Origin of the sequence: Dactylosporangium sp. NPDC051541 (assembly GCF_044454505.1) — a bacterium.
In the GTDB taxonomy this organism is placed as follows: domain Bacteria; phylum Actinomycetota; class Actinomycetes; order Mycobacteriales; family Micromonosporaceae; genus Dactylosporangium.
This window is the reverse complement of the sequence record NZ_JBITDU010000001.1, coordinates 1,468,562-1,488,566: the sequence shown is the minus strand read 5'-3', so window position 1 is coordinate 1,488,566 and position 20,005 is coordinate 1,468,562. Positions and strand designations below refer to the sequence as shown.

At 72.5% G+C, this 20,005-nt stretch carries 19 protein-coding genes and 1 pseudogene; 5 read left to right on the top strand and 15 right to left on the bottom strand.

Annotated elements, in window-relative coordinates:
- Positions 1-121: 121 nt before the first annotated feature.
- Both smc and ACIA8L_RS06720 read right to left on the bottom strand, forming a co-directional pair.
- Positions 122-3,694 (bottom strand): chromosome segregation protein SMC, encoded by a 3,573-nt coding sequence (gene smc / locus ACIA8L_RS06725; RefSeq protein WP_395901171.1) that lies wholly within the window; start codon positions 3,692-3,694, stop codon positions 122-124.
- 231 nt (positions 3,695-3,925) lie between these two features.
- Positions 3,926-4,120, bottom strand: a complete 195-nt coding sequence (locus ACIA8L_RS06720; protein WP_223101804.1) for a hypothetical protein — start codon at positions 4,118-4,120, stop codon at positions 3,926-3,928.
- A 299-nt stretch (positions 4,121-4,419) separates the two neighbouring features.
- Between ACIA8L_RS06720 and ACIA8L_RS06715 the strand changes: the two genes are divergently transcribed.
- Positions 4,420-5,064, top strand: coding sequence for a CAP domain-containing protein (locus ACIA8L_RS06715; RefSeq protein WP_395901168.1), 645 nt, complete (start codon positions 4,420-4,422; stop codon positions 5,062-5,064).
- A gap of 26 nt (positions 5,065-5,090) precedes the next feature.
- Positions 5,091-5,894, top strand: coding sequence for a spherulation-specific family 4 protein (locus ACIA8L_RS06710; RefSeq protein ID WP_395901166.1), 804 nt, complete (start codon positions 5,091-5,093; stop codon positions 5,892-5,894).
- Between the two features lie 183 nt (positions 5,895-6,077).
- Here ACIA8L_RS06710 and mutM read toward each other — a convergent pair whose 3' ends face one another.
- From mutM to ACIA8L_RS06655, 11 genes and pseudogenes are all read right to left on the bottom strand, one after another.
- Positions 6,078-6,932 carry a bifunctional DNA-formamidopyrimidine glycosylase/DNA-(apurinic or apyrimidinic site) lyase gene (gene mutM, locus ACIA8L_RS06705; RefSeq protein WP_395901165.1) on the bottom strand — a complete coding sequence of 285 codons (855 nt, stop codon included), beginning with the start codon at positions 6,930-6,932 and terminating at the stop codon, positions 6,078-6,080.
- A gap of 9 nt (positions 6,933-6,941) precedes the next feature.
- Positions 6,942-8,234, bottom strand: coding sequence for a mannosyltransferase family protein (locus ACIA8L_RS06700; RefSeq protein ID WP_395901163.1), 1,293 nt, complete (start codon positions 8,232-8,234; stop codon positions 6,942-6,944).
- Positions 8,235-8,511: 277 nt separating this feature from the next.
- Positions 8,512-9,138: pseudogene (gene rnc / locus ACIA8L_RS06695) on the bottom strand (ribonuclease III); the annotation flags it as partial.
- Between the two features lie 50 nt (positions 9,139-9,188).
- Complete coding sequence (locus ACIA8L_RS06690; protein ID WP_395901161.1) at positions 9,189-10,556, bottom strand: hypothetical protein; 1,368 nt, start codon at positions 10,554-10,556, stop codon at positions 9,189-9,191.
- A 13-nt stretch (positions 10,557-10,569) separates the two neighbouring features.
- On the bottom strand, positions 10,570-10,743 hold the full coding sequence (gene rpmF / locus ACIA8L_RS06685) for a 50S ribosomal protein L32 (RefSeq protein ID WP_395901159.1): 174 nt from the start codon (positions 10,741-10,743) through the stop codon (positions 10,570-10,572).
- A gap of 5 nt (positions 10,744-10,748) precedes the next feature.
- The gene (locus ACIA8L_RS06680; protein ID WP_395901158.1) at positions 10,749-11,315 is read right to left on the bottom strand and encodes a YceD family protein; all 567 of its coding nucleotides are present in this window, start codon (positions 11,313-11,315) and stop codon (positions 10,749-10,751) included.
- Between the two features lie 119 nt (positions 11,316-11,434).
- Complete coding sequence (locus ACIA8L_RS06675; RefSeq protein ID WP_395901157.1) at positions 11,435-11,935, bottom strand: hypothetical protein; 501 nt, start codon at positions 11,933-11,935, stop codon at positions 11,435-11,437.
- 88 nt (positions 11,936-12,023) lie between these two features.
- Positions 12,024-12,509, bottom strand: coding sequence for a pantetheine-phosphate adenylyltransferase (coaD, locus tag ACIA8L_RS06670; RefSeq protein ID WP_395901156.1), 486 nt, complete (start codon positions 12,507-12,509; stop codon positions 12,024-12,026).
- 46 nt (positions 12,510-12,555) lie between these two features.
- Positions 12,556-13,134: a 16S rRNA (guanine(966)-N(2))-methyltransferase RsmD gene (gene rsmD, locus ACIA8L_RS06665; RefSeq protein ID WP_395901155.1), complete on the bottom strand. Its 579-nt coding sequence runs from the start codon at positions 13,132-13,134 to the stop codon at positions 12,556-12,558.
- 67 nt (positions 13,135-13,201) lie between these two features.
- A complete protein-coding gene (recG, locus tag ACIA8L_RS06660) occupies positions 13,202-15,403 on the bottom strand; it encodes an ATP-dependent DNA helicase RecG (protein WP_395901153.1) in 2,202 nt (733 codons plus the stop codon).
- A 14-nt stretch (positions 15,404-15,417) separates the two neighbouring features.
- Positions 15,418-17,019 carry a DAK2 domain-containing protein gene (locus ACIA8L_RS06655; protein WP_395901151.1) on the bottom strand — a complete coding sequence of 534 codons (1,602 nt, stop codon included), beginning with the start codon at positions 17,017-17,019 and terminating at the stop codon, positions 15,418-15,420.
- A 176-nt stretch (positions 17,020-17,195) separates the two neighbouring features.
- Here ACIA8L_RS06655 and rpmB point away from each other — a divergent pair, with 176 nt between their 5' ends.
- Entirely contained in the window at positions 17,196-17,387 is a 192-nt protein-coding gene (gene rpmB / locus ACIA8L_RS06650) for a 50S ribosomal protein L28 (protein WP_223101777.1), read from the top strand.
- Positions 17,388-17,456: 69 nt separating this feature from the next.
- Here rpmB and ACIA8L_RS06645 read toward each other — a convergent pair whose 3' ends face one another.
- Positions 17,457-17,927 carry a GNAT family N-acetyltransferase gene (locus tag ACIA8L_RS06645; RefSeq protein WP_395901148.1) on the bottom strand — a complete coding sequence of 157 codons (471 nt, stop codon included), beginning with the start codon at positions 17,925-17,927 and terminating at the stop codon, positions 17,457-17,459.
- Positions 17,928-17,938: 11 nt separating this feature from the next.
- On the bottom strand, positions 17,939-18,910 hold the full coding sequence (locus ACIA8L_RS06640) for a thiamine-phosphate kinase (protein WP_395901147.1): 972 nt from the start codon (positions 18,908-18,910) through the stop codon (positions 17,939-17,941).
- A gap of 142 nt (positions 18,911-19,052) precedes the next feature.
- Here ACIA8L_RS06640 and ACIA8L_RS06635 point away from each other — a divergent pair, with 142 nt between their 5' ends.
- Together ACIA8L_RS06635 and ACIA8L_RS06630 are read left to right on the top strand one after the other, a co-directional pair.
- Positions 19,053-19,286 carry an Lrp/AsnC ligand binding domain-containing protein gene (locus ACIA8L_RS06635; RefSeq protein ID WP_223101773.1) on the top strand — a complete coding sequence of 78 codons (234 nt, stop codon included), beginning with the start codon at positions 19,053-19,055 and terminating at the stop codon, positions 19,284-19,286.
- Between the two features lie 140 nt (positions 19,287-19,426).
- A complete protein-coding gene (locus tag ACIA8L_RS06630; protein ID WP_395901144.1) occupies positions 19,427-19,957 on the top strand; it encodes a DUF3515 family protein in 531 nt (176 codons plus the stop codon).
- Positions 19,958-20,005: the final 48 nt, after the last annotated feature.

Here is a 20,005-nt window from a genome sequence, read left to right as displayed (position 1 = left end):
TGCCTCTTCCGTCTTCAGACGCTGGGAGATCACTTCGGTCACGCCCTGGCGCATGGTCACGCCCGCGTCGAACACGCGCAGGGCCCCGTCGAAATCGACAAGCAGAGCGTTGGCCGCAGGATCACGCTGCCTCTTCCGTCTTCAGCCGCTGCGAGATCACTTCGGTCACGCCCTGGCGCATGGTCACGCCGTAGAGGGCGTCGGCGACCTCCATCGTGCGCTTCTGGTGCGTGATGATGATGAGCTGGCTGCGTTCGCGCAGCTGCTCGAAGAGGGTGATGAGGCGGCCCAGGTTGACGTCGTCCAGCGCGGCCTCGACCTCGTCCATGATGTAGAACGGCGAGGGGCGGGCCCGAAAGATCGCGCAGAGCAGGGCGACCGCGGTCAGTGAGCGCTCGCCGCCGGACAGCAGCGACAGGCGCTTGATCTTCTTGCCGGGCGGCCGCGCCTCGACCTCGATGCCGGTGGTGAGCATGTCCTCGGGGTCGGTGAGCACGAGGCGGCCCTCGCCGCCGGGGAAGAGCACCGAGAAGACCTGCTCGAACTCGCGCGCGGTGTCGTGGTAGGCGCTGGTGAACACCTCGAGGATGCGGTCGTCGACGTCCTTGACGACGGTGAGCAGGTCGCGGCGGGTCGCCTTGAGGTCCTCGAGCTGGTCGGAGAGGAACTTGAAGCGCTCCTCCATCGCCGCGAACTCCTCCAGGGCCAGCGGGTTGACCTTGCCCAGCAGGTTGAGCTCGCGCTCGGCCTTGGCCGAGCGCTTCTCCTGGGTGGCGCGGTCGAACGGCACCGGCTCGGGCGCGGGTCGCCCGTCCGCCTCGGCCGCCGCGAGGTCGGGCGCGGTCGGCGGGACGGGCAGGTGCGGGCCGTACTCGGCGACGAGGGTGTCGGCGTCCAGGCCGAATTCCTCGGCCGAGCGGGCCTCCAGCTGCTCGATGCGCATCCGCTGCTCGGCCCGGGCGACCTCGTCGCGGTGCACCGCGTTGGTGAGCCGGTCGAGCTCGGCGGTGAACTGCTTCGCGCGGCCGCGCACGTCGGTGAGGGCGGACTCGCGCTCGGCCCGCGTGGCGGCCAGGGTGTCGCGGGTCTCCTGGGCCTCGGCGATCGACTCGGTGAGGCGTTCCAGGGCGAACGCGGCCCCTTCGGCGACGACCTCGGCGACGCGGGCGCTGCGGGCCCGGGTGGCCTTGCGGGCGGCGGCGCGCTCCCGCGCGGACCGCTCGGCCGCGGCCTGGCGCAGCAGGGCGTCCGCGCGGCCGGCGAGGGCGCCGACGCGCTCCTCGGCGGTGCGGACAGCGAGGCGGACCTCCATCTCCTGCTGCCGGGCGGCCGGCACCTGCTCGGCGAGGTCGTCGCGCTCCATGGTCGACGGGTCGTCGTCGATCGGGGTCTCCTCGGCCGCGACCAGGCGCTCCTCCAGCTCGGCCAGACTCATGCGGCCGGACTCGCGGGCCGTCTCGGCCTTGTTCCTGGCCGCGGCGTGCCGCTCGACCTCGGCCCGGGCCGACCTCGCGGCCGCGCCGAGTTCGGCGAGGCGGCGCGCGGCCGCGTTGCGGACGCTGTCGGCCTCCTTCTTGGCCGCGGCGGTCTCGGCGACGATCTGCTTGGCCGCACTGGCCGCGCCCCGGGCCAGGCCGAGCAGCTCCCGCGCCTCGGCGACGCGGCGCTCGGCGTCGACCTTCTGCTGCCGGGCCTCCTCGACGGCCGCCTGGACCTCGATGAAGCTGTGCTGCTTGCCGGAGCCGCCGGCCGCGGCGTAGGCGCCGATGACGTCGCCCTCGGGCGTGACGGCGCGCAGCGCGGGCGCGTAGGAGACGATGCGGCGCGCGGTCGCGAGGTCGGGGGCGAAGACGACGTCGCCCAGGGCCCGCTCCAGGGCCGGACGCAGCTCGTCGGGGGCGCGCACCAGGTCGATGGCCCAGGCCGCGCCCGGGGGCAGCGGGACCCGCTCGACCGGCGGGGCGTCGAGCATCGGCGCGGACGCGATGAGCAGCGCGGCCCGCCCGGCGTCGTCCTGCTTGAGCATCTCCACGGCCGCGACCGCGCCCTCGACGCCGGAGACCGCGACGGCGTCGGCGAGCGCGCCCAGCGCGGCGGCCAGGGCGGCCTCGTGGCCGGCCTGGACGGACAGCAGGGCGGCGACGCTGCCGAGCAGGCCGGGGACGCGGTCGGAGCGGGCCAGCAGCGTGCCGGCGCCGTCCTTGCGGCGCAGGCCCATGGCGAGCGCCTCCTCGCGGGCCTTCCACTGCGCGGCGTCCTTCTCGGCGGCGCGCTCGGCGTCGTTGTGCTGGCGCACCTCGTTGTTGATCGCGTCGAGCTCGCGGGTCGCCTCCTGGTGGCGGATCTCCAGGTCGGCGTTGGCGTTGTCGGCGACCGACGCGCCCGCGCTGGCCTCCTCGTAAAGGCCCTCCGCCGCTTCCGCGCGCGCCTCGGCCTCGGCGAACTGCACGGAGAGGCGCTCGATCTCGTCGGCGGCGGCGGTCGCGCGGGAGCGCGCGGACTCGACCTGGCCGGTGAGCTTGGCCAGGCCCTCCCGGCGATCGGCGATGGCCTTGTGGGCGGCGACGATGGCCTTCTCGGCGAAGGCCAGGCGGCGCTCGAGGTCCTGGCGGCGCTCGACGGCCTCGGCCAGGCGCTCCTGGCTGGCCTCCAGCGCGGCCCGCAGCTCCTCTTCCTGCTCGCGGACCTTGTCGGCCTCGGCGGTGAGCTGGTCGGGGTCGCGCCCGGGCCGCTCCTCGACGGGGGCGGCGGACAGGTTGCGGTGGCGCTCGGCCGCGAGCTGGTGCAGTGAGCGGTATCGCTCCTGCAGCGTCGAGAGCTGGAACCAGGTGTCCTGGGCCGCGGCGAGCGCGGGCGCGTCCGCGGCGTGCTCGGCCTCGAGAGTGGCGAGCCGCTCGTTGATCGTCTCGACCTCGGCCTCGACCTCCTCGCGCCGAGCGCGCAGGGCCGTCTCGTCGGCGATCTCCCGGTCGAGGGTCTCACGCAGCGTGTGCAGGTCGTCGGCGAGCAGTCGCAGCCGGGCGTCGCGCAGGTCGGCCTGGATGCCGGCGGCGCGGCGGGCCACTTCGGCCTGGCGCCCGAGCGGCTTGAGCTGGCGGCGCAGCTCGGTCGTGAGGTCACCGAGGCGGTTGAGGTTGGCCTGCATCGCCTCGAGCTTGCGGATGGCCTTCTCTTTGCGCTTGCGGTGCTTGAGGACGCCGGCCGCCTCCTCGATGAAGGCGCGGCGGTCCTCGGGCCGGGCGTGCAGCACGCCGTCGAGGCGGTTCTGGCCGACGATCACGTGCATCTCGCGGCCGATGCCGGAGTCGGAGAGCAGCTCCTGGATGTCGAGCAGGCGGCAGGAGTTGCCGTTGATCTCGTACTCGCTCTCACCCGACCGGAACATCCGCCTGGTGATCGAGACCTCGGTGTAGTCGATCGGCAACGCACCGTCGTTGTTGTCGATCGTGAGAGTGACCTCGGCGCGTCCCAGCGGGGCCCGGCTGGCCGTCCCGGCGAAGATGACGTCTTCCATCTTGCCGCCGCGCAGCGCCTTCGCGCCCTGCTCGCCGAGGACCCAGGCGATCGAGTCGACCACGTTGGACTTGCCGGAGCCGTTGGGCCCGACGACGCAGGTGATGCCCGGCTCGAGCTTCAGCGTGGTGGTGGACGCGAAGGACTTGAAGCCCTTGGCCGTCAGGGTCTTGAGGTGCACGGATCTCCACGGTGTCGAGATGTGTTACCGGGCAGGCTACCGCCGGGACACTACCCTTCCCCGCAGTACCGCACACCATAATGCGCGTGTCGTGGGCACAGCGCCCACTCAGGCCCCACCAGTAACCAACCGGACGCCCGGGTCGTTACATGACTGCGCGCCGAGACCCAGAGGATGTCGGCGCGCGGGTTTACTGTGCAGTTCTGCGCTGGTTGCGAGGACCCGAATACTTCAGGCCATCGCCGGCTCGGCGAGCCGGACCAGGTGATCCGTCTCCGAGACCGCCGCGGCGAGCCGGTCATTCTCGGCACGCAGCCGAACGACCTCGAACTCGAGCGCCCGAACCTTGGCACGCAGTTGGGTGACCTCGTCGACAAGGCGCCGGTCGGGCGCGCTGCCTACGTGGCCGTAGAGGGCCTTAGCCATATCGTCTCCTTGTTAAGCGCAGCCGGTCGATTCCGGCAAACGCGCGCCCAGCACCCGCGACCGAAGCACAAGGGCATGAGTGGGCGCGACTGGCGACCCCTCTATGTTCCGTCCGCCGCGCGACTTAGTCAAGCGCGGAGGCACGCCAAACGTCCTGGCCAGGGTGTTCTCACTCACCCGGGTGCGTGATCATCACGCCGCGCCGATCGTGGCAGTGTGCCACCGGTTGCCCAGCGGCGCCACTGCAAAGTAGCGTCATGTCCGGAAATTCTGCAGGACGATGGGACCGGGAGAGTGCGATGACGGCACCGCAGCCCGGTCTCATAACGAGGCTCGGCCCGACCGGTATCGCCGCCGCCGTCACCGGCATCCTCGTCCTCTTCGGCCTCGGCGCGGTGATCATCCCGGCCCTCGCCGGCGGGGGTGGCGACACCTCCACCGCGGCGCCGGCCGTCACCCCGTCCGCCGCCGCGCCGCCGGCCGCCCCGTCCAGCGCGCCGCCGGCCAGCGAGCCGCCCGCGCCGTCGCCCACCACGGCCACCACCACCCTCGTGGCGGCCAACTTCAACACGGGTTACGAGGACCGCGTGGTCCAGCTGATCAACAACGAGCGGCGCAAGGAGAAGTGCGACCCGATGCGGGTCGACGCCAAGCTGCGCGCGGCCGCGCGGGGGCACGCCGCGGATATGGCGGCCGGCGACTTCACCGGGGCCAAGGGCAGCGACGGCAGCTCACCCCGCGACCGCGCCCAGGCCGCCGGGTTCGGCGGCTTCGAGGACGAGCTGACCGCCAAGGGCGGCGACCCGGGCGACGTCGTCAAGCACTGGATGCGCGACGACGACGCCCAGGACCTGCTGCTCGACTGCGACATCACATCGATCGGCGTCGGGGCGGCCCTGCGCGGCCGCACGCCCTACTGGACCGTGGACACGGGCCGTGCTTGAGGGGGCCCAGCATCGTTAGTCCGGTCGTGGACCGGGTTGCGACGCTCCTGCCACTGCGGGCGCATCCGCTGGCCCGGCCACACGCATGGGAGATCATCGCCTCGCACGGGCCCGCGTTCACCGTCGTCGTCGACGTCGCCAACGGGCCCGGGAGCGGGCGGGACCCGCTGTGGACGGCGGCCATGAGCCGGTTGGCCGCGGCCGGGGTGCGGCTGCTCGGGTACGTCGACATCGACTACGGCACACGCCCGGTCGCGCAGATCCGCGCGGACGTCTACCGCTGGACCGGCTACCCGGTGCGCGGCGTCTTCCTCGACCGCACCCCCGTCAGCCCCTACGCGATCGGCCCGGTCGCGGTCGTCGCGCAGTCCGCCGCCCGCGCGGACCTGCCCGACGTGGTGCTCAACCCGGGCGAGCCGCCCGACGAGGCGTACCGCGACCTCGGCCTTCCGGTCTGCGCGTTCGACGGGAGCTGGCGGGAGTACCGGCGCTGGTCCGGCGCGGGCGCGCGGCCGGGCGACGGGCACCTGGTCCACGCGGTGCCGCCCTGGGAGCTCGACGAGGCCGCGCGGATGCAGGTGGAACGCGGCGCCGGGTTCGGCCTCGTGACCGACCTGGGCGCGCCCAACCCGTACGCGGACCTGCCCGCCTGGTGCGGGCTCGGGCCGGGGCTGGCCGCGCTGGAGGCTGATCGCGAGGCCGCTGAGCGGGAGCGGCCGACACCGGCGCCGCGCCGGCCGCGTCCCTACCGCGCGCTGAGCGTCGTGCGCGACGGGGCCGCGGCCGGTAGCGCGGGCATTTCGGGCAGGAGAATGACGGGCGGCTCGTGAACGCCTCGTCCGCGCTTTCGCCGCGTCGCTGCCGCGCGCTCAGCGTGGCGCGTCTCTACCGCGCCTTCCGCGCTCAGCTGTAACTGATGGCCACCGCGCCTACCGTGCGCAGCGTGGCGCGTGGCTACCGCGCTCAGTGGGCGCTTGGCTACCGCGCTCAGTGGGCGCGTGGCTACCGCGCGCTCAGCGTGGCGCGTTGCGGGGCCGGGGCTGGCACTGGGGGCAGGAGAATGACGAACGGTTCATGAACGCCTCCCGGCGGATCGGGCAGCCGCAGCGCTTGCACGGCAGGCCCTCACGCCCGTACGCGTTCAGCGACCGGTCGAAGTAGCCGCTCTCGCCGTTGACGTTGACGTACAGCGCGTCGAAGCTCGTCCCGCCCTGCCCGATCGCCTCGTTGAGCACGTCGCGGACGTGTCCGAGCAGGCCGCGCACCGCCGGCCGGGACAGCTGCGACGTGTCCCGCGCGCCGTGCAGCCGCGCGCGCCACAGCGCCTCGTCCGCGTAGATGTTGCCGACGCCCGAAATCAGCGTCTGGTCGAGCAGCGCCCGCTTCACCTCGGTGCGCCGCTTGCGCATCCGCGCGACGAACTCGTCGTCGTCGAACAGCGGATCGACCGGGTCGAGCGCGATGTGCGCGAGTTCCCCCGGCAGCACAGCGCCGCCGACCGACACGCTCAGCCCGCCGAACGTGCGCTGGTCGACGAAGCGCAGCTCCGGCCCGTCGTCGTTGAACGAGAACCGCACGCGCAGATGCGTCTCCGCGGCCGCCTCGACCGGCTGCATGAGCAGCTGGCCGGACATGCCGAGGTGGCCGATCAGGGCGTCCTCGTCGTCGAGGGGCAGCCAGAGATACTTCCCGCGGCGCATCACCGCGCCCACGCGCCGCCCCGCGAGGATGCCCGCGAAGTGCTCGGCCCCGGTGACGTGGCGACGGACCGCGCGCGGGTGCAGCACCTCGACCGTGGCGATGCGCCGGCCGGACACCCACTTGTCGAGGCCGCGCCGGACGGTTTCGACCTCGGGCAGCTCAGGCATTCAATCCCTCTAGATCGCGTAGTGCCACACGGTGATCAGATACGAGCCGTACCACAGCCCGAACGCTCCGCAGGCCGCCAAGACTAGCCCCGCCGTGCGCGCCCGCGCGCGTCCGAGCGCCACCGCGGGCGGCACCAGGATCAGCAGCGCGGGCACGAGCAGGCGCGGCTTGGAGTGGTAGTACCCGGCCTGCCCGAGCACCAGGACGAGCACGATGAGGCCGTATACTGCCAGCGGCGCCCAGACGCGGCGGACCAGCGCGATCACGGCCAGCGCGACCACGGCGAGGAGCATCCAGGCGATGCTGACCTGAATCCAGCCGTCGCCGGCCTTGAACGCGTCGTGCAGGAACGTCAGCGTCGAGTCGCCATAGTCGAACGTCGTGCCCCAGCCGGCGGTCTGGATGTCGAACCACGCACCCAGATCGCCGACCCGCAGGCCGACCCAGAGCAGGTAGGCCGGGACGCCGACGAGTGCGATCACTGCGCCGAGAATCGGTTTCCAGACCCCTTCGCGGGTACTGGCTGTGCTTCGCGGCTCCGCGTCGTCCTCGGCACTTCGCTCCGCCGCCACGTCCGCGGTCGCGTCGCGCTCTGCTCGCTCCGGTACCGGTCGCTGCGTTGCCGGTGCCGGCAATGCCGGTTCGTGGAGTGCTGAGTTTTTGAGCTTGGTCCGCTGGTTGTACACCGCGATCGCCGCGGCCACCACGAGCGCGATCGCCGCGGCCGCGCCCGTGGGACGGGTCAGGCCCGCGCCGAGCCCGAGGACGCCCGCGGCGATCCAGGCGCCCCGGTGCGCGCAGAGCAGCATGCCCACGACGAACGCGGTGAACAGCGCCTCCGAGTACCCCATCGACAGCGCCAGCGACATCGGCTGCACACAGAACAGCGCGGTCAGGGCCAGGCCGACCCGCTCGTCGTACAGGCGCGTGCCGAGCGCGCACAGCAGGACGGCCGCGACTCCTCCGGCGATCCACGAGACCGTGATCGCGGAGGTGCCGTACTCGAGCCGGGTGAGGTAGTGCACGAGGCGCACCGTCAGCGGGTACCCCGGAAAGAACGCCAGCCCGTTGCCGGTCAGATGGCCCTCGGCGTCGTAGCTGTAGCCGGTCGGGTACCCCTCCTCGGCGACGCGCACGAAATGGCCGCCGTCCCAAGCGAGGAGGCGGTCACGGATCTTGTCGTCGGGTGACATCCACCAGAGCAGCACGAGCTGCACCAGGCGGCTCAGGGCATAGATGCCCAGCGGGAACGCGATCAGCGTGGTACGGGCGCGCTGCGCGGTCTCACTGACCGGCGTCATCGTCGTCATAGGATGGCGGTTCCTCGGCGGTGTCGGTCGTCTCGGTGGTACCCGCATCCTTGCTTGACGTCGCCCCGCCCGCTGCCCTGCCCCCGCCGTCACTCGCCGCGCCCGCGCCCTCGCGTGGCGCTGCCGCGTCCTGGCGGCTCTGGTCCGTCCGGCGCGATCCGTTGCCGGTTCGGCGCGCACGGTCCGTGTCCTTACGGGCGCCGTCCGGGTGCGCGATCGCGTTGACGGAGGGGTCGACCGCGTACGCCGCGGACTCGGGCTGGACACCGGACAGTTCGCGCCAGGCCGCCTCGGCGGCCCGCTGCTCGGCCTCCTTCTTGCTGCCGCCCTGCGAGCCGCCGTAGCGCTTCCCCGCGACGATGACCCAGGCCGTGAACCGCTTGGCGTGGTCCGGGCCCTCCTCGTCGATGCGGTACTCGGGCACCCCTAGGCCGCGGCCGGCGGTCAGCTCCTGCAGGCTGGTCTTCCAGTCGAGCCCGGCCCCGCGCATCGCCGCCTCGGCCATCAGGCCGTCGAACAGCTTGTGGATCACCTGCGCGGTGGTGTCGAGACCGTACTGCAGGTACACGGCGCCGATCAGCGCCTCCAGCGTGTCCGCGAGGATGCTGGCCTTGTCGCGCCCGCCCGTCGCCTCCTCGCCGCGCCCGAGCAGCAGGTATGGCCCGATGCCACCCGGTCCCAGCTTCCGTGCGACGTCCGCGAGGGCGCGCATGTTGACCACGCTGGCCCGCAGCTTGGCCAGCTGGCCCTCGGCGAGCGTCGGGTGGTTCTGGAAAAGGGCGGTGGTGATGACCACGCCGAGCACCGCGTCGCCGAGGAACTCGAGCCGCTCGTTGGTGGGCAGGCCGCCGTTCTCGTACGCGTACGAGCGGTGGGTCAGCGCCCGCTTGAGCATGTCCGGGTCGAACTCGACACCGAAGGCGGCCTCGAGGCTGTTCTGGTTCTTCACGAGCGCTCTCCCAGTGCGTCACGGATGGTGAGGCCGCCGGCCGAGGAGAGTTCGGCCAGCAGGTCATCGGCGAGACCCGCGACCGCCGGGGTGATGTGGTCGCGGTGCAGTCGTGCGGCGAGGGCGATGCCATCGGCGATGTCGGCGCCGGTGGCCGAACCGTGGCAGACGACGACGTCGCCGGCCACGCCGAGCAGGACGGCCGCGGCTTCGTGCTGCGCGGGGCGCCTGACATCGGCGTCGTGCCCGCCCTCGCGCGCGTGTCCGTCGCGGAGTCCAGGCGTCGTCTCCTCGCGCCTGGACGCGGCACCGTCGCCCTCGGGGACCGGTGCCGTTGCCGCTCCACCGCGCGGGGGCGCGGCGGCGTCGTGCCTGTGGACGGCCCCGTCGTGGATGCGGGCCGCTTCGTCACGCGCGGAGGCGTCCTGGTCGCGGGCGGAGGCGGCGCCGTCGCCTGATGTGGGCGTCCGCGGGTCGGGGCCGGACGGGTCGCACTCGGGCGCGGATCGCTGACTGGGCGCGACCGCCTCCGAGCCGTCGCGCGCCTGCTGGGTACTCTGCATCAGGCGGCGAGCTGTGGCCATTGCCGCCTCGAGGCCCTTGAGCAGGACGTTTCCGGTGAAGCCGTCGGTCACGATGACGTCGGCGGGGCCTCCGCGCGGTACATCGAAGCCTTCGACCAAACCGACGTAGCGTCCGCCCGCCGGCAGCGGAACGTCCGACAGCGCGATCGACACCGCGCGGCGCAGACGGTCGCCCTTGCCGGGCTCGCTGCCGATGGAGAGCAGGCCGACGCGCGGGCGCGCGATGCCCAGCGCGACCGCGGCGTAGGCGGTGCCCAGGACGGCGTGCTGGACGAGCTCCAGCATCGTCGCGTCGAGGGTCACCCCGACGTCGATAAGGAGCACAGGGCCGTGCTCGGTCGGCAGCTGGGCGGCCAGGCCGGGCCGGCGCACGCCGCGCAGGCGTCCGAGCACGTGCGCGGACGCGGCCACGGCGGCGCCGCTGGAGCCCGCAGAGACCATCCCGTCGACCCGGCCGGTGTAGACAGCCTCCGCGGCCGCGCGTACCGACGTGGAGCGCCGGATGTTGCGCAGCGGGGCGTCGGCCATACCGACGGCATCGTCGACGGCGACGACACTGACGCGCTCGCGATCAGCGATCGGGAGCGCGCTGATGACCCCGTCGGCCACGTCCTGTGGACCGACGAGGAGAAGGTGGAGGTCTGGATCGGCGCTGCATGCGCGCAGAGCGCCGTCAACCACGACGGCGGGAGCCCCGTCCCCGCCGAGGAGGTCGACGGCGATCCGCGCGACACCGGACGGGTGTGCCCCGCCGTGCGGCGATCGGTGGGATCGCGTCACCCGGACCTGGTTGTCAGACCTCGATGACCTGGCGGCCGTTGTACGTGCCGCACACCGCGCACGCCGCGTGAGGCAGCTTGGGCGAGCGGCACTGCGGGCACGGCTGGGTGGAGACCGCGACGGCCTTCCACTGACTCCGGCGAGCCCGGGTGTTGCTGCGCGACATCTTCCGCTTGGGAACGGCCACGGGACTTACTCCTCTGACGTCTTCATCTGGGATAGGGCGGCCCAGCGGGGGTCGACCTGCTCGTGGGTGTGACCCGCGGGCAGTTCGTCCATCGGTACCCCACATTCGGGGCACAGACCTGGGCAGTCTTCACGGCACACAGGGTTGGCGGCCAGGGATAGCACCACCGCGTCCCGCAGTGCCGGCTCCAGGTCGATCAGGTCGCCCTGCAGCCGCCCGACCTCGTCCTCGTCCGTCGTCTCGTCCGTCGTGCTGTGCTGGTAGGCATAGAACTCTTGGAACGGGACGTCCAGCGTGTCGCTGATCGGGCGTAGGCAGCGGCCGCACTCGCCGGCCAGCGGGCTGGTGATGGTTCCGGAGACGAGCACGCCTTCGGAAACCGACTCCATGCGCAGCTGGAGGTCGAGTTCGGCGCCCTGGGGCACGCCGATCAGCTCCAGGCCGAGGTCCTTGGGCGCCGGCACCTTCCGCGAGACCGCATGCAGAGCGCCCGGTCGGCGCGGGAGGTCCCTCGTCTCGAGGACCAGCGGCGACCGGGGATCCAGGTGCGGGTGCTGTTGTTGGTGTGGCATCTTTCAGACTCCGGCCAGACAGGGCCGACGGACTAGGCTACCCGAGCGGCAGATCTTCCGTCGAATCGACCCCAACAGTACCGCGCCCGGAAGTGGGACTGCCGGGGGCTACGGCCGGGTCAGAACGGCAGCGGGCGGTCGTCCTCCACGGACGGGTTGAACGAGCCGATCTCCCGCAGCGCGTGCATCTTGTCGCGCCCGCGCTCGATGGACGCCAGCGACCGGGTGAGGAACTGCTCGAAGTTGGCCAGCGCCGTGTCGACGTAGTCGTCGACCTCGTCGCGCAGCCGCTGCGTCTCCGCGCGGGCCTCGTTGATCATGCGTGACGCCTCGTGCTCGGCCGAGACCACGATCTCGTTGATCGACACCAGGCGCGTGTGCTCGGCCTCGGCCTCGGCGATGATCCGCTCCGCCTCGCGCCGGCCGGCGTCGACGATCTTGTCCCGCTCGTCGAGCAGCGCGCTCGCGCGCCGCAGCTCACCGGGGAGATCGGCGCGCAGCTGGTCGAGCAGATTGATCATGTCGGCACGGTCGAACACGAAGTTGCTCCGCGACATCGGCGCCGACCGCGCACCTTCGACCATCGCAATGATCTGGTCGATGCTCTCGAGCGGATCCACCTGCGGTCACTCCTGTCCAACGTCGAACGACGTAACCATCATGCGGCCCGGACGCCGTAGCCGCTTTCTCGCCACTCGGGTGTTGCAGTTACTTTCGCGCCGAGGCGAATCGTTCACTCAGGCGATTCGCCACGAGATCGGGTACATGTGGCGAAACGTCACCGCCCCACTTGGCGACCTCTTTGATGAGGCTCGAGGAGACGAAGGAGTACTTCGGGTTGGTCGGCATGAACAGCGTCTCGATGCCACCCAGGCCGTAGTTCATCTGGGCCATCTGCAGCTCGTAGTCGAAGTCGCCGGCCACCCGCACGCCCTTGACGATCGCGTTGATGTCGCTGGCCTGGCAGAAGTCGACCAGCAGCCCCTGGAACGCGTCGACCCGGACGTTGGCATACGGCGCGGTCACCGTCGCGAGCATCTCGAGGCGCTCGTCGACCGTGAACAGCCCCGCCTTGCTCTGATTGATCAGCACCGCGACGACTACCTCATCGAACATCTGCGATGCCCGACCCACGATGTCCAGGTGCCCGTTCGTGACCGGGTCGAACGAACCCGGACAGACCGCGCGCCTCATTGCACCAGCCCAAGCCTCATGAGCGGGGACCGTACCAAAGGTTCGCTTAAACCGTGCGCGAGCCATCCTGATCGCGTCGGCCGTACCACAGCACGGTCTCCCCGTACCGCCGCTCCGCGACCGCGCGCAACCCGTCCGGCCAGGCCATCGGTGCCCCACGGCTGGACCGCTCGACCACGACGACCGCGTCCGGCGCCAGCCACCGCGCGACCAGCCCGTCGAGTACCGCCCGGACCCGCTCGTCCGCGACCGCGTACGGCGGATCGATGAACACCGCGTTGTACGGGCCGTCGGACTCCCCCGCGACCAGCCGCTCGACCTTGTCGGTTACCAACCGCACCCGCCCGGCGACACCGAGTGCGGAGATGTTGCCGCGGATGATCCGAGCCGCCTTGGCGTCGTTCTCGGCCAGCAGGACGTGCGCGGCCCCGCGCGAGCAGGCCTCCAGCCCGACGGCCCCCGAGCCCGCGTAGAGATCGGCGAACCGGGCCCCGTCCAGCTCGACAAGGTTGTCGAGGCTGCTGAACAGCGCCTCCCGCACCCGGTCCGACGTGGGCCGAGTCCCCTGCCCCGCCGGCACCGTCAGCCGCCGCCCGCCGAGCACCCCGGCCACGATCCGTGTCACGCACTCCAGAGTAGGACGTGATGTACGCCACTCCCGCCGGCCGCGCGGCCGCGCGGCCGGCGGCGGGCTAACCCTTCTCCAGGTACTCCGCCCGCTCCTCGTCGACGAGCCGGGCGATCGTCGCGGCCAGCGCTGGGTGCCGTTCGAGCTCCCGGTCCTCCGCGATCAGCCCCACCGCCTCCGCGCGGGCCTCGCCGATCAGCTCCGCGTCCCGGAGGAGGGACAGCAGGCGCAGGTGGGAGCGGTGACCGGACTGTGAGGCGCCCAGGACGTCGCCCTCGCGGCGCTGCTCCAGGTCCAGCTCGGCCAGCTTGAACCCGTCGGTCGTGGAGGCGACCGCGTCCAGGCGCGTCCGCGCGGGGGTGCCCTCGCCGGACTCGGTGACCAGGAGGCACAGGCCGGGCGCGCTGCCACGGCCGACGCGGCCGCGCAGCTGGTGCAGCTGGGAGACGCCGAAGCGATCGGCGTCGAGGATCATCATCATGGTCGAGTTCGGGACGTCCACGCCGACCTCGATGACCGTGGTGGCGACGAGGACGTCGAGCTGACCGGCGGCGAAGGTCCGCATGACGGTGTCCTTCTCGTCGGCCGGCAGCCGCCCGTGCAGGATGCCGATCCGCAGGCCGTGCAGCGGACCGTCCTCCAGCTGGGGCGCGACGTCCAGCACCGCGACCGGGGGGCGGCGGCCGTCATCGCCAACGGGTGCCATGTCCTCGCCGTCGGACTTGGCGGCGTCGCCGATGCGCGGGCACACGATGTACGCCTGGTGGCCCTTCGCCACCTCCTCGCGTAGCCGGCGCCAGCCCCGGTCCAGGAACGCGGGCTTCTCGCTGACCGGCACCACGTGCGAGGCGATGGGTGAGCGCCCGCGCGGCAGTTGGCTCAAGACGGAGGTCTCCAGGTCACCGAAGACCGTCATCGCGACCGTGCGCGGGATCGGGGTGGCGGTCATGACCAGGACGTGCGGCGGCTGGTCGGCCTTGGTGCGCAGGGCGTCGCGCTGCTCGACGCCGAAGCGGTGCTGCTCGTCGACGACGACCAGGCCGAGGTCGGCGAAGTCGACGCCCTCGTAGAGCAGGGCATGGGTGCCGACGATGATGCCGGCGGTACCACTGCGAATCTCTTCCAGGACTTTTCGTCGCGCGGCCGCGCCCAGGGACCCGGTCAGCAGGGTGACCCGGGTCGCCTCCGGCGCGGCGTCCAACTCGCCCGCCCGGGCCATGGTGCCGAGCAGGTCGGCGACGTTGCGGTGGTGCTGAGCGGCCAGGACCTCGGTCGGAGCGAGCATCGCGGCCTGGCCGCCGGCGTCGACGACCTGCAGCATCGCGCGGAGGGCGCAGAGCGTCTTGCCGGAGCCGACCTCGCCCTGCAGCAGCCGGTGCATCGGGTGGGCGCGCTCGAGGTCGGCCGCGATCTCGTCGCCGACGTCGCGCTGGCCGCGCGTGAGCTCGTACGGCAGGCCCGCGTCGAAAGTAGCCAGCAGGCCATCAGAGCGGCGCGGGCGCGGTACCGCCGGCCAGTCCTCTGCTCGTTTTTTGCGCTGCACCAGAGTCAGCTGCAGCGCGAACGCCTCGTCCCACTTCAGCCGCCTCCGCGCGATGGCGAGCGACTGCTGCGACTCGGGCCGGTGGATCTCGCGCAGCGCCTTGTCCAGCGGGCTCAGCTTCCGGGTCGCGCGCGTCGCGGCGGGCACGTGGTCGGGCGTCGGCGGCAGGACGTCGAGGACGGTGCGCACGGCCGCGGCGATGCGCCAGGTGGGCACGCGCGCGGTCGCGGGGTACACCGGGATGATCGCCCCCGCGAACTCCTCCACCGCCTCCTCGCCCTCACCCGCGTCCAGCAGCACATAATCGGGCTGGTTGAGCTGGAGCTTGTTGTTGAACCGGCCGACCTTGCCGGAGAACAGCCCCCAGCGGCCCGGGCGCAGCTGGCTCTCCCGCCAGGGCTGGTTGAAGAACGTGACGCTGATCTCGCCGCCGCTGTCGTCGCCGACGACCGCCTCGACCAGCGAGCCGCGCTTGCCCCGGGTGTTGCCCCGCTTCTGCTCGAACTGCCGCGAGTTGACGCGTTTGACCTGCCCGAACACGGTGACGTCGGTGTCGATCTCCAACGCCCGGATGTCGGTGTGCTCGCCGCGCTCCTCATAACGGCGCGGGAAGTGGTACACGAGGTCGCCCACCGTGTGCAGATCGAGGTGTTCGGCGAGCAGCTTCGCGCCGTTGCCTCCGAGCACCTTCGCGAGCGGTGTGGTCAGGTCGATGTCGGCCAAGATCCAGGCTTCCTCTACTCGACGCCCACCAGAAGTGGGTAATGCGGCTGGCCCCCTTCGTAACACTGCACCTCGACGAAGGGCCACGAGCCCTCCACGTGCGCCCGCAGGACCGCGCCGAGGCCCGCCGGGGCGTCGCGGCCGGCGATGAGGGTGACGAGCTCCCCGCCACCCCCGAGCATCCGGTCCAGCAGCAGGCAGGCCGTCTCCGGCAGATCCTGGCCGATGAGGTTCACCTCGCCGTCCACGATCGCCAGGATGTCACCCGGCTGGCAGCGCCCGGCGACCGTCAGCGCCTCCCGGCCGGCGATGGTGATCTCGGCCGATCGGCAGCGCGCGGCCGCCTCGGCCATGGCGATCACGTCGTCCTCGAACCGCCGGGTGCCGTCGCGGACGGCCATCGCGGCCAGCGCCTGGACGGGCGAGCGGGTGGGTACGACGCCCGCGCGGACGCCCGCGGCCCGGGCCTCGCCCGCAGCGGCGGTGGCGACGGCCAGGACATTCGCGTCGTTGGGCAGTACGACGACGCGCTCCGCGCCCGTGCGAAGGATGGCGTCGAGGAGCTGGCGGGTGGACGGGTTGCCGGTCAGGGCCGTCGCGCCCTCGGACTCGAGCAGCTCGGCGAGGCCGGGTCCGCTGCACACGACCACCACCGCGCGGTCGCGCGCCGCCCCGTCGTCCTCCGGCGGCGTCTGCGCGGCGATCTGGTCCTCGAAGCGGGTCACGGTGATCCGGCTCGGGCGCCCAGCCTGGATGCCGGCCTCGATCGCCGCGCCGACGTCGTTGACGTGCACGTGAACGTGCCAGGTCGGCTCGTCACCCACGATGACCAGCGAGTCGCCGAGCGCCACGAGCGCGTCGCGCAGCGTCTGGGCCGCGTCCGCGCGGGCTTCGAGGAGGTACTGCACCTCGTAGGCGTAGTCGGCCGAGCCGGTCTCCCGGGCGACGGCAGCGCCCGGGCGGCCGCCGGCGGGTGTCACCGCCACAATGGGACCTTCGGGCGGCTCCTCGCCGGTCAGCGTCTCCACCAGGGCGTCGAGGAGCACCACCAGGCCGCGGCCGCCCGCGTCGACGACGCCGGCCCGGGCCAGCGCCGGCAGCTGCTCGGGGGTCCGCGCGAGCGCGTCCCGCGCGCCTTGAGCCGCCGCCCGGGCCACGGTGGCCACGCCTCCGCGCGCCGCCGCCTCGACGGCCGCCTTGGCCGCGGCCACCCCGACGGTCAACACGGTGCCCTCGACGGGTGCCGCGACCGCGCCGTAGGCCCCGTGGGCCGCCTCGTCCAGCGCCCCGGCCAGCACGGCGCCGGTCACGGGGGCCGCGCCCGCGCGTTCCAGCCCCGTCGCGAGCCCCTTGAACAGCTGAGCCAGGATGATCCCGGAGTTCCCGCGCGCGCCGAGCAGCGCGCCGCGGGCGGCCCCGCGCATCGTCTCGGCGGCCGTCGCGCCGGTGGCCGCCTCGACCGCCGAGGACATCGTGAGCACCAGGTTGGTGCCGGTGTCGCCGTCGGGCACGGGGTACACGTTGAGGGCGTCGATCTCGGCCTGGTGGCGCCGCAGCGCGGCCAGGCCGCCGGCACACCACCGGCGGACGGCGGCCGCGTCCACACTGTCTGGCACGCGCCAGAGCCTAACGGTGACCGGTACGATTCCCCACCGTTGCGCCCCCGACCGGGCCGATTGGGTGTCGCAGGTACGGATCAGGTAACCTTGCCAGGTTGCCCGCCGGACACCCGGCCGGCAACGCTCCGGAACATCGTTCCGGTCCAGGACAGCAATCAACCCAGGAGATCCCCGTGGCTAGCGTGTGCGACGTCTGCGGCAAGGGACCGGGCTTCGGCCACAACGTGTCCCACTCGCACCGGCGGACCAACCGCCGTTGGAACCCCAACATTCAGACGGTGCGCACCCCGGCCGGTGGCGGCACCACGCGGAAGATGCAGGTGTGCACCTCCTGCCTCAAGGCCGGCAAGGTCGTCCGGGGCTGACCCAGGCACCGACATGGCCCCGTGACCTGGTCACGGGGCCTTTTGTCGTCCGCTTCCAGGCGCGGGCAATCAGAGGTCGCGGCCGAAGGAGCGCACCAACTCGTAGCCCTTGTAGTGCCCGAAGTCCTCGATCCGCGCGTACCCGGACCGCTCGTACAGCCCGATGGCCTCCGGCTGTGCCGTGCCGGTCTCCAGCCAGACCCGCTTCCGCCCGGCTGCCCGCGCGGCGTCCTCGATGGCCCGCAGCAGCGCCTTGGCGACGCCGAGCCCCCGGTACCCGGGCGCGACGTACATCCGCTTGAGCTCGGCGGTCGTCTCGTCCTCGGCGAACGTGCGGAAGCCGCCACAGCCGGCCGGGGCGCCACCGACGTACGCGACGAAGAACGCCCCCGCGGGCGGATCGAACTCGCCGGGTTCGATGGGCGTGGAGTCACCCTCACTGCTGCCGTACCGCTCGCCGAGGTCGGCGAGCGCGGCGGCGGTCAGCTCGGAGGCGACCCGCGAGCCGTAGCGGGTCAGCTTAATGTCGATCTCGGTCACGAGCGCGAAGGCTACTGCCCCTTACCGAAGTGATCCCAGCCCGGGGCCCCGCCCGTGTATCGGCGGCCGTCCACGGTCACGCCCCCGCCGGCCGTGAACTCACCGGCCGCCAGGACGGAGCCGACCACCAGCCACTCGTCGCCGAGCTCGACGTCCGGCGGGAACGTGGCGGCCAGCGCATGGTCGTCGCCGCCCGCGAGCATCCAGCCGTAGGGGTCGACGCCCAGCGCGGTCGCGGCGGCGTGCATGGCGTCCGGCACCGCGAACGCCCCCCGGCGCAGGTCGATGCCGACCCCGCTGGCCACGGCGATGTGCCCGAGGTCGGCCAGCAGCCCGTCGGAGACGTCGATCATGGACGTCGCGCCCATCCGCGCGGCGACGGGCCCCAGCCGGTACGGGACGTCGGGCCGCCGGAACGCGTCCACCAGCACCTTCGGTGAGCGGAAGCCACGGGAGAGGACGGTGTACCCCGCGGCCGCGTGCCCGATCCGCCCGGCCACCGCCACCACGTCGCCCGGCCGCGCGCCCGAGCGCAGCAGGGGTGCCTGCCCGTCCAGATCGCCGAGCGCGGTCACCGCGATCGTCAGCGTCGGGCTGGACGACGTGTCCCCGCCCACGACCGACGCCCCCGTCTTCGCCGCCTCCGCGGCCAGGCCGTCGGCGAGCTCCTCGGCCCACGAGATCTGCAGGTCCGCTGGGGCGCACAAGGCCACCAGGAGCGCCGTGGGCCGCGCACCCATGGCCGCGATGTCGGCGAGGTTGGCCGCGGCCGCGCGGTGGCCCACGTCCCGCGCGCTGGACCAGTCGCGGCGGAAGTGCCGCCCGTCGACGAGCACGTCGGTGCTCGCCACGACGCGCGCGTCCGGGGTGGCGACGATGGCCCCGTCGTCCCCCGGCCCGAGCAGTACCGAGGGCGACGCCGCCCCGAGCCGGGCCGTCACCCGCGAGATCAGCCCGAACTCCCCGGCGGTTGCTACGGTCACCCGTCCTCCAACCTGATGCTCAATAGTGTCGCCGAAGCCGCGTGTCATGGCATGATCACGCACGGCGTTGCCTTGCCGGTTTCATTCTTGCGGTAGGTTGACGCCTGACCAGCGCGCGGACGACGCAGGAGGGAGTCGTGTCGTGGTACAGGCATACATCCTGATCCAAACAGAGGTCGGCAAGGCCCGCGACGTGGCCACGGCCATCCAGGGCCTGCACGGTGTGGTGCGCGTCGACGCGGTCACAGGCCCGTACGACGTCGTGGTCCTCACCGAGGCCCGCAGCATCGATGAACTGGGCCAGCTCATCGTGTCCAAGGTGCAGCTGGTGCCCGGCATCACGCGCACCGTCACCTGCTCGGTGGTGCATTTGTAGTGGCGGGTACGTTCACCCGTGTGATGGCGGTCTCGTGATGGTGCTTCCGTGACGATGCTCTCGCGCCCGGGCGTGCTCATGACCGGCGACCCCGAGGCCGGCGCCCTCAGGACCGGCGCGATCGTGACGGCGGTCCGCTGATGGCGGCGGACGCGCCCGCGCGACCCGGGCCGAACCCGGCCAGGATCGCGACGTTCGCCGCGGTGCCCATCGCCCTGGTCGCCGGGGTGGCGGCGTTCTGGGCTCTGGGCGGCTTCCCTTCGAGTCCGGATACTTCGCCGGTACCCGCTGAGGCCCCCCAGCTCGAGCCGACCCCGGCCGCGGTGTGCCGTGCCCTGGTCGCCCGCCTGCCTCAGGAGCTCGGCGGCCTGCACCGGCGCCAGGTGACGGCCGGCGGCGAGCAGAACGCGGCGTTCGGCGACCCGCCGATCGTCCTGTCCTGCGGCGGCGCGGCACCCGCGGTTCCGGCGGATGCCCAGCTGCTGGGATTGTCGGACGTCTGCTGGTATCCGGAAGAGCAGTCCGGTCGTACCGTCTGGCACACGATCGACCGCCAGATCCCGCTCAGCGTCGTGGTCCCGAAGGCCGCCGACGGCTCCTGGCTGGTGAATCTTTCACCGTCGATCGTGGCGACGATCCCGGCCGCTCCGACGGGCGACCTGCACTGCTGACCAGCTCAGGCTCGTGGCCGGCCTCGGCTCCCAGCATCACCACCTGAA

Excerpts from the sequence above, each read along its gene's own strand:
- ACIA8L_RS06680 (WP_395901158.1), bottom strand. The coding sequence starts at position 11,315 with ATGCCACACCAACAACAGCACCCGCACCTGGATCCCCGGTCGCCGCTG.
- ACIA8L_RS06700 (WP_395901163.1), bottom strand. The coding sequence starts at position 8,234 with ATGACGCCGGTCAGTGAGACCGCGCAGCGCGCCCGTACCACGCTGATC.
- coaD (WP_395901156.1), bottom strand. The coding sequence starts at position 12,509 with ATGAGGCGCGCGGTCTGTCCGGGTTCGTTCGACCCGGTCACGAACGGG.
- ACIA8L_RS06720 (WP_223101804.1), bottom strand. The coding sequence starts at position 4,120 with ATGGCTAAGGCCCTCTACGGCCACGTAGGCAGCGCGCCCGACCGGCGC.
- mutM (WP_395901165.1), bottom strand. The coding sequence starts at position 6,932 with ATGCCTGAGCTGCCCGAGGTCGAAACCGTCCGGCGCGGCCTCGACAAG.
- ACIA8L_RS06715 (WP_395901168.1), top strand. The coding sequence starts at position 4,420 with ATGACGGCACCGCAGCCCGGTCTCATAACGAGGCTCGGCCCGACCGGT.
- ACIA8L_RS06630 (WP_395901144.1), top strand. The coding sequence starts at position 19,427 with ATGGCGGCGGACGCGCCCGCGCGACCCGGGCCGAACCCGGCCAGGATC.